This is a genomic window from Micromonospora sp. RTGN7, from assembly GCF_033804645.1.
Lineage (GTDB): Bacteria > Actinomycetota > Actinomycetes > Mycobacteriales > Micromonosporaceae > Micromonospora.
Window position 1 is genome coordinate 375685 of the sequence record NZ_JAPZLF010000003.1, and the last position, 16450, is coordinate 392134.

General features: G+C 73.0%; 9 protein-coding genes. 6 read left to right on the forward strand and 3 right to left on the reverse strand.

All coding sequences use genetic code 11. The annotated features are described in order from the left end of the window. Positions 1-107: 107 nt before the first annotated feature. Positions 108-2582 (reverse strand): Hsp70 family protein, encoded by a 2475-nt coding sequence (locus tag SNR22_RS06895; RefSeq protein WP_320065614.1) that lies wholly within the window; start codon positions 2580-2582, stop codon positions 108-110. Between the two features lie 109 nt (positions 2583-2691). Here SNR22_RS06895 and SNR22_RS06900 point away from each other — a divergent pair, with 109 nt between their 5' ends. Together SNR22_RS06900 and SNR22_RS06905 are read left to right on the forward strand one after the other, a co-directional pair. Next, entirely contained in the window at positions 2692-3357 is a 666-nt protein-coding gene (locus SNR22_RS06900; RefSeq protein ID WP_320065615.1) for a response regulator transcription factor, read from the forward strand. A 24-nt stretch (positions 3358-3381) separates the two neighbouring features. Beyond that, positions 3382-5721 carry a hypothetical protein gene (locus SNR22_RS06905; protein ID WP_320065616.1) on the forward strand — a complete coding sequence of 780 codons (2340 nt, stop codon included), beginning with the start codon at positions 3382-3384 and terminating at the stop codon, positions 5719-5721. Between the two features lie 71 nt (positions 5722-5792). Here SNR22_RS06905 and SNR22_RS06910 read toward each other — a convergent pair whose 3' ends face one another. Together SNR22_RS06910 and SNR22_RS06915 are read right to left on the reverse strand one after the other, a co-directional pair. Next, positions 5793-6911 (reverse strand): sensor histidine kinase, encoded by a 1119-nt coding sequence (locus SNR22_RS06910; protein ID WP_320065617.1) that lies wholly within the window; start codon positions 6909-6911, stop codon positions 5793-5795. Between the two features lie 34 nt (positions 6912-6945). After that, positions 6946-7512: a sigma-70 family RNA polymerase sigma factor gene (locus SNR22_RS06915; protein ID WP_320065618.1), complete on the reverse strand. Its 567-nt coding sequence runs from the start codon at positions 7510-7512 to the stop codon at positions 6946-6948. Between the two features lie 262 nt (positions 7513-7774). Here SNR22_RS06915 and SNR22_RS06920 point away from each other — a divergent pair, with 262 nt between their 5' ends. The 4 genes from SNR22_RS06920 (at position 7775) to SNR22_RS06935 (ending at position 16438) form a co-directional block, all read left to right on the forward strand. Then, positions 7775-9250 carry a glycosyltransferase family 2 protein gene (locus SNR22_RS06920; RefSeq protein ID WP_320065619.1) on the forward strand — a complete coding sequence of 492 codons (1476 nt, stop codon included), beginning with the start codon at positions 7775-7777 and terminating at the stop codon, positions 9248-9250. Positions 9251-9332: 82 nt separating this feature from the next. After that, positions 9333-10580 carry a hypothetical protein gene (locus SNR22_RS06925; protein WP_320065620.1) on the forward strand — a complete coding sequence of 416 codons (1248 nt, stop codon included), beginning with the start codon at positions 9333-9335 and terminating at the stop codon, positions 10578-10580. Positions 10581-10702: 122 nt separating this feature from the next. Continuing rightward, on the forward strand, positions 10703-12919 hold the full coding sequence (locus SNR22_RS06930) for a hypothetical protein (RefSeq protein ID WP_320065621.1): 2217 nt from the start codon (positions 10703-10705) through the stop codon (positions 12917-12919). A 12-nt stretch (positions 12920-12931) separates the two neighbouring features. Further along, positions 12932-16438 (forward strand): AAA family ATPase, encoded by a 3507-nt coding sequence (locus tag SNR22_RS06935; protein ID WP_320065622.1) that lies wholly within the window; start codon positions 12932-12934, stop codon positions 16436-16438. Positions 16439-16450 lie beyond the last annotated feature (12 nt).

Below are 16450 nucleotides of genomic sequence, written 5' to 3' on the forward strand. Positions count from 1 at the left end.
GGCCACCCGGTCGGCCGCCACCGCCCGAGCCCGTCCGATCGGGTGCGTACCACCACCCCCGCCGGTGGCCCGGGTCGATGGGCCGCCGGGGTCTTCCGGCAGCGGGGTCAGCCGCGGAACAGCATGTCCGCCGGCCAGCTGTCGTCGGACGGGCACGGCAGGGCCCGCGGCGTTTTGTCGGACGCCAGGCTGATGCACCGGCCGGTTCGTAGATTGCGGTAGCCGGTCCCCGTGCCCGACGGTGTCGACCCGGTGGCCGTGCGCGCCTCGGTCACCCGCTGCCAGAGCTGGTAGACGTTCGGGTTCAGGCACGGCATGGCGTAGATGGCGCCGTCGTCGTTGCTGTCGAGGCAGAGGTCGGTCTGCTGGTCGATCAGCCGGTACCAGTCGTCGCCCGGAACGTTGTCCTTGGGAAGCGGCTTTCCCTCGCGCCACTTCTGGCCGGTCCCACCGGTGCAGGCAGCGCCGAAGGCGTGTCCGCCCACGGCCTTGCCGTTCCGCGTCGTCACCGGGTCGGTGTTGCTGTCCAGGCAGAGCCCGGTGGCCACGCTGCGGAGCACGCCGGTGCTGCCGCCGGAGCCCTTGGCAGCCGCCGGTGCGGAAATGGCCGGGCTCTGGCCGGCCGGGCCGCGGGCCTTGTCGGATCCGCTCGGGCCGGGCTTGGCGGGCCCGGTCGGGCTCACGCCGACCGAGGCGGCCCCGGACAGCGCGGCATTCGTGGCGGAGGGGCCGCCGACGGTGTGGACGTCGAGCTCCCAGATCGAATAGCCGTAGCCGCTCGCCCGGGTGGTGCCGTGCACCCGCAGGTACCGGCCGGTGCCGGAGACGGTGAGGTTCTGGGCGCCGCCCCTACCGGCCGTGGTGGAGTGGACGTCGGTCCAGCTCTTGCCGTCGGTGGAGAGCTGAATCTGGAACGCCGTCGCGTAGGCGCTCTCCCACCGGATCGACACGCCGCACACGTCGACCGAGCTGCCCAGGTCGACCTGGAGCCACTGCGGATCGCCGACGGTGCTGCTCCAGCGACTGGTGGTGTTGCCGTCGACCGCGTTGGTCGCCGCGAATCCTGCGCCCTCCGACGACGAGGCGGTGGTCGGCCGTTTCAGGGCCGCGTTGGCGGTGCCGCAGGCAGCGGTGCCGCTGGTCCACAGTTGGGGCGCGACCAGGTACGACATGGCCAGCAGTGCGGCGACCAGGACGAGCGCGGGCGGCAGGAGTTGCCAGAGCTTCGATCGACGTCTCACCGCAGCGTGCCCGGTCGGCTTCTGCCCGCGCCGGTCGGCCCCGGCCCCGGCGGCGCCCCGCGTGCGGGGTGGCGGCGCCGGCGCGACCGGCGCGACGGGGGTGGCCCCGGCCCCGGCCGCGACGGTCGCGGTCCGGGCTGATGGGGGCGCGGCGCTGACGGCGGTGCGCGGTGTGGATCGGGGGGCGACCCGGGTGACCCGCGACGCCATGGCCTGCGCGCTCAGCATGGCGGCGCCCAGCGCGACCGCGTGCTTCGGATGGGTGTTGATCAGGATCGGCCGGCGGAGCGTGTCCCGCAGCACCTCGGTGACCCGTGGTATCTGCGAGGAGCCGCCGACGAGGAGGACCGCGGTGAGGTCCTGCGGGGTGACGCCGGCGGCCGCCAGGGTCCGCCGGAACGCCTCGACGGTGGCGTCCAGGGACGGTGTGATCGTCTTCTCGAACGCGTCCCGGGTGACGGTCACGTGTCGGACGCCGTCGGGCAGGGGCACCGTGACATCCGCCTGAAGGCGCGTGGAGAGGGCCTCCTTCGCCAGGACACACTCACGCCCGAGGGCGGCCAGCAGCGTCACGGTAGCGGGGTCGGCCGGATCCAACTGGTTGATGGCGCCGCCCAGCTGGCGGTTGACATGGTCGAGGATCGCCTGGTCGAAGTCGGCGCCACCGAGCCATTCGATGCCCTCCGGGGTGCCGACGATCTCGAGCCCGACCTCGCCGTTGCGCACGACCGCGCTGTCGAAGGTTCCCCCACCGAGGTCGTAGACGGCGAGCAGGCCGTCCGGGGGCAGCGGGTGGGTGGAGCAGTAGTAGGTCGCCGCCGCCACCGGCTCGGTGACCGTGCGGACCGTCGGGCCCCCGGACTCCGGCACCGGGTCCCCGTGCGGGTCGCTCGGTCGGGGCAGATCCGCCAGGGGCGGGATGGCGGCGAACTGCTCCCGCCGGTACGGACCCCAGACGGCCGGGTGGGTCAGCACGATGTGCTCGGGTGGCCCGCCCTGGGCCCGGCTCACGCTCTCCATGACCGTGCCCAGCAGGGCGGCCATCAGCGCGGTGGGGGAGTGCGGCGCGCCGGCGAGGATCACCGGGGTGGGATCGCCGAGGCGGCGCTTGAACTCCCGCGCGACCCGGCTCGCGTCCTGGAGACCGAGGCGGTCGGCCACCTCACCGGTGAGCAGCCGGCCGTTCTCGTCGAGGTATGCGGCCGACGGGGTCACCATCGCCTGTCCGCCGAGGCGCACCATGTCCAGGGTCCCGGCGTGTGCCACCGCCGCAGCGGTGAAACTCGTGCCCAGATCGACGCCGACCCCGTACATCCAGCCGCCCTCGTCCAAGATCGTCACCGTCATTCATAATTGACCGAGCGCTGCCGCCAGTCAAGGCGCAAGAAGCACGATACGTCGCAGCGGCGGAGGCGCCGAGATGACGGGTGCTGATCGGGGGAGGCAGGCCATGGACGTCGCGGTGGCCGATGACGGCGCCCTCTTCCGGGAGGGGCTGCAACTGCTGTTGTCCGCAGCGGGCCACGAGGTCGTCGGCTGCGTGGAGGACGGCGACCAACTGCTCGAACTGATGGCCAGCACGCCGGTCGACGTGGCCATCATGGATATCCGGATGCCGCCGGGCCTGGACGGCGGGTTGGACACCGCCCAGCGGGTCCGGGCGCGGCACCCCGACGTGGGCCTGCTGCTGCTCTCCCAGCACGCCGAGGCCCACTACCTGTACCGGCTGCTGGAAATCGGGACCGAACGGATCGGGTACCGGCTCAAGGACCAGGTGGCCGGGGTCGCCGTGCTCGCCGACACGCTGGTCCGCATCGCCGCCGGGGAACTCGTGATCGAGCCGGCCCTGGCGGTAAAGCTTGTGGACCGGCCGAGCCCGCAGGCCCGGGGCCCGTTGGCGGACCTCACGGACCGGGAGCGCGGCGTGCTGCGACTGATGGCCGAGGGACGGTCCAACGGGGGAATCGCCGGGGAGATGTTCCTGTCGGTCAAATCGGTCGAAAAGCACATCGCCAGCATCTTCACCAAGCTGAAGCTGTCAACGGAGCCCACGGCGCACCACCGTCGGGTGCTGGCCGTGCTGGCGTACCTGCGGTCCAACCGGATGGCAGACTAGGGGCATGGCCGACACCACCGCCCCGTGAGAGGGCTGGCGCGCTCGCCCCGGCCCGCCGGACCCTTCACGGTCCTGGCCCGGCTGGTCCCGTCGGACGAGTTGCCCACCGTGGACGGGCCGGACGACGGCCTGGGAGGCTACCAGCCGGTCCTGCGAAAGCTGTTGCGCGACCTCGGCCACGGCTACGGGGTGCGATACGCGGCGCTGTGGCTGCCGGCGGCCGAGAGCGCCGCCTGCCCGCACTGGGCCCCCGCCGTGGCCTGGCAGCTCGGGCACCAGGCGGCGGTGCCGACGTTGCCGGACCGGGTCGACGACCCCGATCTGCTGCTGACCTCGGCCGGCGTCGCCGCGACGGTGGACGTGACCGTCGGCGGGGCGCGGTACGGCATCCTGGTGCTGGCCCACCGGGACGAGCCCGAGCCCTGGCCCGTGCCGGCGGCCTTGCTGGGCGAGACAGCGCTCTGTGTCGGGCTGCTGCTACGCCTGACGCGGCACCGCGCGGCGGGTACGGCCGCGCAGACCCGGGCCGACCGGGCGGTCCGGCAGGCCGACGTCGTCCGGCTGGAACTCTCCGCGGTGCAGGCCGTGGAGCGCGACCGACTCGCTACGGCCGTGACCGCGACCCCGGACCGGCAGCTGCAGGCGATCCTGACCCATGCCCGCGCCCTGGAGGGTGCGCTGGCCGCCGGCTCACCCGAGGCCGAGGCGATCGCCGCCACGATCCGCGCCGGCCTGCATGAGATGATCGAGGGGTTCCGGACCGTGGTCCGCGGCGTGTATCCGCAGGTCCTGCGCGGCAGCGGAGTCGCCACCGCGTTGGAGGAGATCGCCGCGTCGCTCTCCGTGCCGGTGGTCTTCGAGGGCAACCTCGGCCGGCGCCAGGGCTGGGAGATCGAGTCCAGCCTGTACCAGGCGGCCGCCGCGGCGGTGGCGGCACTGAGCGCCCGCGGCGGCGACGAGCCGGTCTCCGTCGAGCTGTCCCGCGAGGGCGACGTGCTGGCGATCCGGGCGCAGCGGGCCGAGGTCGACGAAGCCCGCGTCGCCGAGGTCCTGCACGACGACTCCCGGCGCCTGGCCGCGCTCGGCGGGCGGCTCTCGGTCGACCGGGCACCGGCAGGCGCGGCCACCGTGGTGGACATCCGGCTGCCGGAGCGGCTCGGCGGAAACTGGCCGGAGCCGACGCATACCGCCCGGCCGGCACCGGCCGGGCGAGCCGGGGCACCGGAGGACCTACGCGGGGACGACGCCGCACCCGGCGCCCTCCTGTGCCGCCTGCTCGGGCTGCTCGCGGACCGTCAGGAAGCGTCCGCCGACAGCAGGCCGGTGCGGGTTGCCCTCGGGCGGCAGGATCGCCGCGCCCGCGTGGTGGCCGTCGGGGCGCAGGCGGAGCGGTTCCTGGGGGTGCTGTGCGACCTTCCCGAGGACATCGCCGCTGCGCCACCGGGCGGGGTGGGCGCGGTCCCCACCTGCTACGAGTACGGGCCGTACCGGCGGCTCACGCTGGAGCCGGTGCGCGGTGAGCCGCCGTGGCGACCGGTCCGGATCCCCGACTGGTCCGGCGTCGGGTGGCCGGACGCGGCGGCCGGCCTCGACCGCCTCCTGGTCGAGGCCCCTGCGGACGCACTGCGCGACCTGCGGCTGCTGCACTGTCGCGACCGCGTCGACGCCGACCTCGGGGTGCGGCTGCGCCGCTGGTCGGATGAGGTGCACGGGCTACCGGACGCGGTCGTGCTCGCGCTGGACGGCCCGGCCAGCGCGGCGGAGTCGGAGTTTCTCACCGTGCTGCGGGCTGCGGGCCCGGAGGGGTTCTCGCCGGTGGTGATCTCCGCGATGGGCGAGGGCGCTGCCGCGAGCCCCAGGTCGCGACAGTGGTTGGAAACGATGAGTGACGCGCTCGTCGACTGGCATCCGGCCGCCGAAGGCGGTCACGCCGTCGGCGAGGCGTTGCGGACCCGGCTGCTGGCGTCGACCGGGGTGCTGGCCGCCCGGTGGGCGCTGCGCGCACTGCTGGCCTGCCGCGCCGCCGGGCAGTTGGACGACGAGTTCGCCCACGCGGTGGAGGCGGCCTCGACGGGCACCTACCAGGTGGCGGAGCTGGATCTGTTGCAGACGTTGCAGGGGCGGATCAGGCTGCCGCGCGGGCACGACGACGCCCTACGGCTGCTCGGCGTGCACGGGCTGGACCCCTGGTCCCGGCTCGGTCTGGCCGGTGACGTCGGCTCGGAGCAGGTGACCCGGGCCGCCGGTCGGGCGCTTGCGTTCTGGCGTACCCAGTGCATGGCCCCTGATTCGGGGCCGGAGGTCCGCGCCGCGTACGCGCTGCTGGTCCGCGCGTGCGAGCGGCTGTTCGCCGCCGGCGGTTGACCGACCGACGGCCCGCCGTGGGCACCCCGGGGCGGGTGCCCCGGGCGGGCCGGCTCAGGCCGTGCTGAGCATCAGGCCGTGACGTGCCCGCTGACCCGGGTGCCGTCGCCCCGGCTCGACCGGACGCTCAGCGTGCCGCCGACCGACTCCAGGCGGGCGGCGAGGTAGTGCAGCGGCATCCGTCCGCCGGTGTCGAATCCAGGCCCGGTGTCGGCCACCTCGAAGCTCAGACCCCTCGCGACGGTGCGTAGCGTCAGGGTGACCGTCGCCCCCGGTGCGTGCTTGTGGGCGTTGCTGATCGCCTCCAGGCAGGCCAGGTAGATGGTGGTCTCCACCTCCGACGGGTATCGCCGGCCGGTCAGCAGCGGGTCGACGTCGAGGATGACCGTGTCCAGCGGGTCCAGTCGATCCCGCAGCGCGGCGACCAGACCATGATCGGCCAGGGGCCGCGACAGCAGCCCGGTCGCCGTGGTGTGCAGGATCTCCTCGGTGCTGGCGAGGAGCTGTCGCAGGCGGTCGAGGTGGTGGGCGGCCTCGGTCGTCTTCCCTGCGCTGAGCTGGTGCTCGACCATGCCCAGCGACATCTGCAGCGCCACCATGTGGTGCTGGGCCCCGTCGTGCAGGTCTCGTTCGAGCTGGTAGCGCTGCCGCTCGATCTCCCCGGCGGCGCGCGAGCGGGCGTCGGCGAGCAGGGCGGCGCTTCGGCCGATCAACTTCCCGGCGTCGCCGACGGCAAGCTGGGACTGGATGTCCGACAGCAGCAGGCGGGTCACCACCTGCAACTCGGGCCACCGGCGCAGCCGCTCGCCGGCCCCCGCCGGGCGGACGGAGACGTCGGCGAGGATCTGCTGACCGTCGCCGAGCCGGAACGGCGACGTGCCCCGGTGCGCGGCCGCCTCCGGCTCCCCGCCGGGGGCTTCCCGACCGGAGGCGCTCCAGTGGTACTCCCGCACGCCACCCTGGGCCGCAGCCCCGTCCGGGTCGTCGGCCGCCGGGAGGGGAAGCCGCAGGCAGATCGTGACCGACTCGGCGCCGAGGCACTCACCGAGCGCCCGGGTCAGGGCCGTGGCCTGGACACCCGGCGGCGGTGGCCCCGGCAGACCGTGCACCGCCTCGACCACCCGCGCCACATCCTCCGGCGGGCCCGGTGCGGGGGGAGCTTCTCCGGCTCGCCGGGTCGAGCGGGGCATGGGAGCACTATAGGCGTCGGAGTTTTTCCGGATGTCACGCGGCGCGGAGCATCTGATCGCCCAGATCGGGCGGGTCGGCCAGAGCCGCCCGGACCGCACGCATCGCGTAGTGCACCCGGCTCTTGACCGTTCCGACCGGAACGCCGAGCACCGCGCTGACCTCGGCCGCGGTCCGACCCTTCAGGTATGTCTCCACCAGAGCGGCCCGGTGCTGTGGCCAGAGCCCCTCCAGAACCTGCTCGACGAAGACGGAGTTCACCACGTTGGTCGTGAGATCCGGCGCGGCCACCGTCCCGGCGTTCTCGATCTCGACCTCCGCCGGCCGTGACTTCTGCGCGCGGTACCCGTCCATCACCAGGTTGTGGACCACCCGGCGCAGCCAGCCCAGCACCGAGCCACGGTCCTCGGTGAGCCGATCGATGTGCGTCCACGCCCGCAGGAACGCCTCCTGTACGACGTCCTCGGCGCGTGCGGTGTCGCCACCGGTGAGCTGCTGCGCGTACTTCAGCAGTGGCTGCTGATAGGTACCCATCAGGTCGTGGAGGCGACGGTCGCCGTCCACGGCGCTCGCCCGTCGCGTGCTTTGCACTCGTTCGGTCATGCCTTGACAGTGCCCCTGATCGCCTGTCTCCCGATACAGGGTGTTCCCTGCTCAAGTGGGGGCTGTCCCGCCGGTGGGGGAGGGTTATCCCTACCCTCGCGGGCTCCGGGCGGATCCGTCGGCGCGACGGTGAACCCGGCGGCGCCGCGACACCGTGCCCCATGTGTACTAACCGCACACGCCCCGAACTCGGACGGTGCCGCGCCCCGGGTGCCGTGGCCACGTGTGGTGGCGCCGCAGCGTCCCGACTGAAGAGGTGGTCATGCAGGACACTGACTCCCCGGCCGTGGGCGTGCAGGACACTGACTCTCCGGCCGTGGGCGTGCAGGACACTGACTCCCCGGCCGTGGGCATCGGGATCACGACGCACAACCGTGGCGCCGTGCTCCGGACCGCGCTGGAGGCTGTCCGCAAGTACGCCCCCACCGGTGCCGTGATCGTCGTGGTGGACGACGCCAGCGACGAGCCGGTGGAGGAGGCGACCTTCCGCTTCGACACCAACGCCGGCATCGCCCGGGCCAAGAACAAGTGCCTGGAGCTGCTGATCGAGCAGGGCTGCGAACAGCTGTTCCTCTTCGACGACGACTGCTGGCCGGTCGTGGACGGGTGGGAGCGGCCGTACCTGGAAAGCCCTGAGCCGCACCTGATGTACATGTTCGTCGACACTCCGATGGGCCGGCTGCCCGACTCGACCGAGATCTATCGGGACGAGCAGCACAAGGCGTACACCCATCCCCGGGGTTGCATGCTCTACTTCGATCGGCGGGTGCTGGACCGGGTGGGCGGGTACGACACGCGATACGGCCGATGGGGGTACGAACATCTCGACCTCTCCAACCGGATCCACAATGCCGGCCTGACCTCGTTCCGGTTCGCGGACGTGACGGGCAGCGAGGGCCTCATCTTCAGCTGCGACCAGCGCAGGATCGTGGGCTCGACCGTGCCCGACCTCGAGCGCTTCCACCTGGTACGCGACCTCAAGACGCGCTCCGAGGCGAGCTACCGGTCGGTGGAGTACCGCGAGTTCCGCACCCGGGCCGTGGGCGAGGCGGCGACCACCGGGGTGGTCCTCACGACCTATCTGACCGCGCAGCCCGACCCGCAGCGCGGCACGGCCTGGACGCCGGCCTACCAGCAGCTGGACGAGTTGCGGCGCTCCGTCGAGCGGCACGGTCGCCAGCTCGTCATCCTGCACGACTGCCTCGACGTCGCGGACACCGAACTGGTGACGCACGTGCGGGTGCCGGCCGGTGGCAAGGGCGCTTCGCCGTACTTCCACCGGTGGCTCTGCTATTGGCGGTACCTGCGCGAACACCCCGAGGTCGAGCAGGTGTGGTGCGTCGACGGCACCGACGTCGAGATGCTGCGGGACCCCTTCCCGGAGATGGGCGACCGGCTTTACGTGGGCGACGAGCAGCAGCCGCTCTGCATCCCGTGGATGATCTACCAGCACGGGGGCAGCACCACGCTGCTGGAGTTCCTGTCGGCCAACCGCGGCGATCAGCTGCTCAACGCCGGAATCGCCGGCGGCAGGCGGGAGACCGTCCTGGAATTCTGCCGGGACCTGTTCCAGTTCTGCGTCACCAACGCCCGCGAGGCCGGACCGGTCGACATGGGACCGTTCAACTACGTGGCGCGCACCTGGTATGCCGGGATGATCGTGCACGGGCGGCAGGTCAACACCGTCTTCCAGAAGTACGACAGCACCAGCACCGAGTCGTGGTGGCGGCACAAGTGAGCGGTGAAGTCCGCAGCCCGGTGAACCCGATCGACCACCAGGAACGTGCCACAGATGAGTCGGGGCGCGAGGAGGAAACAGGGTGACGATGGACGTGGACATGTCACCGAAGGCGGCGTGGGGCGGGGACCGCGACGAGGTGGCGGAGGGAAACCTGCACGTACTGCTGCTGCGGTTGGCGGGAACGCTGCAGGACGGCCTGCTGACCGACCTGCGTGGCTGGCTGGCCGAGGGCCGGCGCCGGGACGTCGTGCAGGCACTGGCCTTCGAGGCGGTCTCGCAGCCGCTGCAACTCGCCGCCGACGAGATCAACCTGCTGCGGGTGGAGCTGATCCGCGCCGGTGCCGACGGCGACCTCGCGATGGCCCTGGAGGAGCTGCGGGGAGAACGCCCGCAGCCGCCGTGGATGTTCCTGTCGGCCCTGTCGACCGACGAGGACGACGCCGATCCGGTGGCCTGGCCGTTGGACCTCACCGGCGAGCCGCCGGAACACCTCGACGTGGTGGATCGGGCGCTCGTCGCCGAGGCGTCGACCGTGGCGGGCATGCGCGCGGTGTGGCGAGCCTGGCGGATGCCGTCGAGCGCCCGGCCGTGGCAGCAGCCGGTACGCATCGCGGTGGTCAGCGTCGACGAGGAGATCGCCGCGCTGCCCTGGCTGGCTGTCCGACTGCGTCAGGTCATGATCGAGGCCGGTGACGGCAACGCCCAGGTGGAGGTCTGCTGGGCCGGGCTCGACGTGCCGTTCTACCAGACCCTGGCCCGCTCCTGCGGCGCCCTGCTTTGGGCGTCGAGGCCGGCGGCGCCGATCACGACCGCCCGGGTCTTCGACGGGGTGGACCCGGTCCGCGGCCCCTGGTTTACCACGAACCGCCCGGTCGTCGCCGACGATGCCGAGCGCGACCGGCTGGTCACTGCCCTGCGTTCGGCTGTGGTCATCACGTGGAGCAGCGCCGAGATGGCGGACGTGCTCGCGCCCGAGCGTGGCGAGGTCGTGCCGCTGCACCTGCGCACCGACGGCACCTGGGTGTGGAGCGACGCGGTCGCCTACTACCTGGAGAACTACGGCCTGGCGCCGGACCCGGACCTGGCCGCGCACCTCAGCGAGCCGGACGCCGTCGAGGGGCTGGACGAGATCTCCGTGCACCGCACGCTCGCGCACCTGTTCGACCACCGGGCCGGTGAGGTCGTGTGGCAGCCGCCCCATTCCGGTGCTGCCCCGCTGCGCCCTGACACGCCGTCGGACGCGCCGGCACCGCCGAACCCCTGGCGGTCGGACGAGCAGGCCGAAGCTGATCCGGATGTCGGGGCGGAACGTCCGGTGCGGGCGTGAGTCACTTTCCTGCCGGCTTGACCGTGCGAGCGTCGGCCCGCTCGGCCCTGCCGTCGTCCTGGGCTCGTCCGCCGACGGCAGCGGCGGGGACCGCCCCGGACCCACCCGAGGGAGTCCGGGGCGTGCGACGGTACCTGCGCCACGCGTCGCAGGTGGTGGGGGCCGCGATGGAGCGCATCCGGGCGGTGGACTCGGGGGGGCCGGTGCTCGCCCCGGGGCCGTGGGACGCGCCGGGGTCGATCACCCCCGGGCCGGCCGGCTGGTTCACCATCGCAGTCGAGGTCGACGCGGTCGGTTTCCGGCTGGACGGCCGGTCGCTCACCGCCGCCGAACTGGCCGGCATGGTCTGGCGCTGTCCCCGCTGGCGGGGTCGACCCGTGCTGTTGGTCACCCAGCCGTCTGCGCCGGCCGACGGTGCCGGACCGGTGCTGCGCCAGCTCTGTGCCGACCTCGGTGCGCCGGTCTACGCCTCGGACGCCGGTGTCCGCTTCACCTTCGGCCGAGCCCTCGCCGACGGGCTGTTCTGGTGCTGGAAGCCCGGGGCCGATGGCGACGCGCCGGAGGTGGCGGGGGGTGTCCTGCCGCCACCGGGATCTGTCCGTGTGCACAGGGCTCGCACGACCGTGGTGACGGCGGCTCCCGTGGCGCCGGCTTCCGCCCCGGCCCCGCAGCCCGGGTTGCAGCGGTTGGCGATGCCGCTGGTCAAGATTCCTGACCTGGACCTCGGCGTCCGACCGGTGACCCTGCCGACGGTCGAGGCCCTCCGGCCGGAGCTGGGAATCCACCGGCCGTCGATCGCCGATCCGGCGTCCGGCCAGGACGCCGAGGTGGCCGATCCGGCGTCCGGCCAGCACATCGACACTGTCGGTCCACCGTCCCGCCCGGCCGTGGCGACCGACTTCGACTCGGCCGTGCCCCGGCCTGCGGAGTCGCCCCGGCCTGCGGAGTCGCCCCGGCCTGCGGAGTCGCCCCGGCCTGCGGAGTCGCCCCGGCCTGCGGAGTCGCCCCGGCCTGCGGAGTCGCCCCGGCCGGAGGTGCCGGCGGGTCGCGACATGGATGAGTGTCAGTCGGTGGTGCCGTGCGTGCAGGTGGAGCCGTCCCGGCCGGGTGTAGCGATGAGGCGCCTCAAGGCTGGAGCTCTGTCGTCGGAGCCGTCGCGTTCGGTGGAGCAGTCCCGTCCCGTGGAACAGCCGCGCCCGGTCGTGGCGATGGGCCTCGATGTGAGCACGCGTCGACCGGGGGAGCCGTCCCGGTCGGTGGAGCAGACCCCGCCGGTGGAGCAGCTCCGTCTTGAGGAGCAACTCCGTCCCGTGCAGCCGTCCCGGCCGGTCGTGGCGGTGGACCTCGACGTGGAGCCGTCCCGGCCGGTGGAGCCGTCCCGGCCGAGTGTGGGTGCGGGTCCCGGCGTGGGTGCACGCCGCGCGGGGGAGCCGTCCCGGCCGGTCCTGGCGACCGGCCCCGACCTGAAGCCGCGCCGGCCGGCCGGGCCTGAACCGGATGGGCACCGGGCCGGGCAGCCGAACTGGTTCCCCGTGCGGGCCGGCAGCGAGGAGGGCGATCGCGAGCGTATGCGGGCATTGCTGGGATGGAAGTTCCAGTCGTACTCCCGTGCCGTGGCCCGGGCGCTGTCGCTGCACCCCGGGCTGCGTAACACCATCAAATCGCAGGATCTCGTGGCGGGGCTCGTCGCGGTGCTGGCCCTGATCGACGGGGGCGGAGATCGGGTCAACGGCGCGCTGCGCGGCCCGGGTACGCCCGACGAGGACAGCCAGCTGCTGGCCCGGTGCGCCTGTTCGGGGCTGGTACACCTACCGGCCGTCGGCGGACCGGTCTTCGGCACGGCACCGGCCGGGCCGGACGTCGCGGCCCTGTACCAACCCGGCGAGGTGCTGGTGGAGCCCGGGTTCACCGAGGTCTCGTTGACCGGCGGCACCGCCGACGGACCGCGATACGCGATCTGGTCGGCCACCGCGCGCCGACTCGACCAGCTGCGCTCCCCTCAGGAGTTGGCCGCCCGCAGCGGGCAGGTGATGTTCGCCGCCGGTTCCCGGTTCGTGGTGCTCGGCGTCGAGGCGACGGGACCGTCCGGTGCGCCCTGCGTGTTGCTGCGCGAGGTCGTCTTCGACCGCCCCGACAATGGGCTCGACGAGCGGGTCGCCCGCAAGCTGCGCGACGCCCTCGCGGCCCAACCGGAGCGGGCCCAGAGCTCGACACCACTACCGTGGCCCCTGGGCGTCGACGCCGGAAGTCGTCGGTTCACGAGCCTGGCCGGTTCCACCGGCGCGAGCCGGCCCACGCGGGGGCATACCGCGGGCGACGACGGCCATGACAGCGCGTAGAGGAGCAAATCCGTGACCACCAGCGTGCTGTCGGTGTCGGCGAGGGACACCGGGTGCCTGACCGACATCTCCCGGGCCCTGGCCTCGGCGACGCCCGGCGACACCGTGGCGGTGCGTCCCGGGGTCTATCGCGAGGCCCCGCTGTTCCACCGGGACATCGTCCTGGTGGCGGAGGACGGCCCCGGCACGGTCACGATCGAGGTGCCGCCCGGCGGGGCAGTGCTGGCCGCCGACGGGAAGGTCCTGATCCGCGACATCGCCATTCGCGGCGGTGACGAACAGATGCCGCTGCTCCAGGTGGCCGGCGGCCGCGTACGACTGGAGGGGTGCACGGTCGACGCCGCCGCGCCGGCCGCCATCCACGTCCGCGGTGGTGTGGTGGAGATGGCCGGGGGCGCGGTCAGCAACACCGGGGGCGCCGGCGTCGTCTACGAGGCCGGCTCGGGCGAATACACGGATGTGCGCCTGCACGACATCAAACGCTCCGCGGTGATGGTGGCCGGTGCCTGCAACCCGGTGTTCCTGGACTGCACCTTCACCGGGATCGGGGAGGTCGCGCTGCTGGCCATCGGTTCGAGCAGCCCTCGGTTGGAGGGGTGCCGCATCGACGAGGTGGCGCAGTACGCGGTCGTCGCGCAGCAGAACAGCCGGCCACACCTGCTCCGCACCTCGGTGGTGGGCGGTGAGATCGGGTTGCTCGTCTGCGACCAGGCGGCCCCGGTGGTGGACGGCTGCGAGATCCTGGATGCTCGGGTGCACGCCGTCGTGACGATGGGCCAGGCGGCGCCCACACTCTTCGGTTCCCTGATCGCCCGCGCCCGCGGTCACGGTCTGCACTGTATGGGTGATTCGGCGCCGCAGCTCAACGGATGCGAGATCCGCGATTCCGGTGCCGCCGGGGTGCTGGTCACCGACGCGGCGGCGCCGCGGATCAGCGGTGGCGCGGTGGTGGGATGCGCCGACGCCGGTGTGTTCCTCACCGGCCGCTCACGGGCGCGGTTGGACGGCGTGAGCGTGCGGGACAGCCCCATCGGTGTGGCGGTCGAGGAAGAGGCCGCCCCGGAGCTGGTCGGGCTCTCCGTCGAGGGGGCGCGGTACGGGCTGCACGCGACCGGCGGTGCTGGTCGCTTCGAGGACAGTCACGTCAGCGGTGCCAACGCCGCCGGGGCCCGGCTCGCGGGCACCGCCACCATGGCGCTGTGCAACTCCCTGTTCACCAGCTGCCGCATCGGCGTGGAGGTGACCGGCAACGCCCGCTCGGAGCTGTCCTCGCTGTCGGTGGAGGACTCCGGTGGCGCGGGCGTGTTGACCGGCGGGTCCTGCACGACGCACCTCTCCCGCAGCCGCATCAGCGGCAACCGGGGGCCGGGCGTGCGGGCCGGCGTCGGCAGCACGCTGGACGCGATCGACTGCGAGATCGTGGGCAATCAGGGGCCGGGAGTTCAGGTAGAGACGAAGCTGCCGGTCCGGCTGCGGGGCGGGGTGATCCGCGGCAACGGGGGCGTCGCGGTGGACGCGGCCGGCCAGACCGCCGCCATCGAAGTGGTCGACGTCGACACCCGCCACAACGCTCAGTCGGTCCAACTGCCGGCGCGGACCGTCGGTCGCCCGAAGGCCGCGGAATCCGACTTCCCGACCACGCAGCCCGCGTCCCAGACCGATTCGCGGGGCACCGGCGCGGAGGCGAGGCGGGACACCCCGGAGTCCGACCACATCCCGACGGCGGCGCCCACCCCGGCCGGAGGCGCCGACCCGCGGCCGACGCCGTCGCGGGAGCCGGCCGCTCTTCGCCCGCCCGCCGACGAGGTGCCCGGCCTCGGAGCAGCCAACGATGGGGGGCCCGGCGGCGGACCGGCCGGTGACGATGCCTCCGGCGGCTCGGTGAAGGCCCTCCTGGCGGAACTGGAGGCCCTGGTCGGATTGGCCGGGGTCAAGCACGAGGTCGCCACCCTCGTCGGGCTGAACCAGATCGCCAAGCGCCGACGGGAGGCGAAGCTGCATGTGCCGCCCATGTCCCGCCACCTGGTGTTCGCCGGGCCGCCCGGCACCGGCAAGACCACCGTGGCCCGGATCTTCGCCCGGGTCCTGGCCACGCTCGGGGTGCTCTCCGGCGGGCAGTTGGTGGAGGTGTCCCGCTCCGACCTGGTCGCCGAGCACGTGGGCGGCACGGCGGTCAAGACCACCGCGAAGTTCGAAGAGGCCCTCGGGGGCGTCCTGTTCATCGACGAGGCGTACACCCTCTCGCCGGGTGGTGGCCACGACATGTTCGGCCGCGAGGCGATCGACACGCTGGTGAAGCTGATGGAGGACCACCGGGACGAGGTCGTCGTGGTGGCGGCGGGGTACTCACCGAACATGCGGACCTTCCTGGCCGCCAACCCGGGTCTGGAGTCCCGCTTCTCCCGGACCATCCAGTTCGACAGCTACTCCGACGAGGAGTTGGCCACGATCGTCGAGCGGCTGTGCCGCTCCCACCACTACGTGCTGGAGTACGAGACGCGGCAGGTCCTGGTGAAGCACTTCGCCGAGCAGGCCCGCAGCGAGACGTTCGGCAACGCGCGGCTGGCCCGGCAGGTCTTCGAGGACATGCTGGGGCGTCAGGCGTACCGGTTGTCGAACAACCCGCAGACCCCGGACCTCGAGCTGGCGCGGCTGCTGCCGGAGGACCTGGGTGAGGCGGCGGCCGAGCAGGGGGAATCGGAGGGCCGGCGGCAGGTCGTCGACGACCTGCTCGGGCGACTGAACGCGATGGTCGGCCTGGACGCCGTCAAGCGGGAGGTGACCGACGTCGTCGACCTGATCACCTCCACCGAGGCCCGCAACCGGGCGGGCCTGCCCACCCCGACCATCTCCCGGCACCTGGTCTTCGCCGGCCCGCCCGGTACCGGCAAGACCAGCGTGGCCCGGCTCTACGGGCAACTGCTCAACGCGATGGGCGTGCTGCGGACCGGGCAGGTCGTCGAGGTCTCCCGGGCCGACCTGGTCGGGCAGTACGTGGGGCACACCGCGATCAAGACCACCGACGTCTTCAACCGAGCCCGCGGGGGCGTGCTCTTCATCGACGAGGCGTACGCGCTGAGCGGTCAGGGCAACGACTTCGGCCGTGAGGCGATCGACACGCTGGTGAAGCTGATGGAGGACCATCGCGACGACGTGGTGGTGATCGCGGCCGGGTACACCGGCGACATGCAGCGGTTCCTGGCCAACAACGTCGGACTGGCCTCGCGGTTCAGCCGGCATATCCCGTTCGACTCCTACACCGCCTCCGAGCTCGTCTCGGTCGTCCAGGTGCTGGCCCGCGACGGCGGCTTCGAGTTCAGCAACGACTGCGTTCCGGTGCTGTACCAGCACTTCGAGGGTCTGGTCCGGGGCGAGGCCTTCGGTAACGGCCGGTACGCCCGCCAGTTGCTGGAGCGGGCCATCACCAAGCAGGCCAACCGGCTGCGCGGCGGCGCGGTGACGGTCGAGGACATGCGGCAACTCTGCGCGGCGGACGTGCGGGCGGCCGTGGCGGCCTGACGGCGACCCACG

Bases quoted from the DNA above. Each gene is read 5' to 3' on its own strand.
- SNR22_RS06915 (WP_320065618.1), bottom strand. From the start codon at position 7,512: ATGACCGAACGAGTGCAAAGCACGCGACGGGCGAGCGCCGTGGACGGC.
- SNR22_RS06900 (WP_320065615.1), top strand. From the start codon at position 2,692: ATGGACGTCGCGGTGGCCGATGACGGCGCCCTCTTCCGGGAGGGGCTG.
- SNR22_RS06910 (WP_320065617.1), bottom strand. From the start codon at position 6,911: ATGCCCCGCTCGACCCGGCGAGCCGGAGAAGCTCCCCCCGCACCGGGC.
- SNR22_RS06920 (WP_320065619.1), top strand. From the start codon at position 7,775: ATGCAGGACACTGACTCCCCGGCCGTGGGCGTGCAGGACACTGACTCT.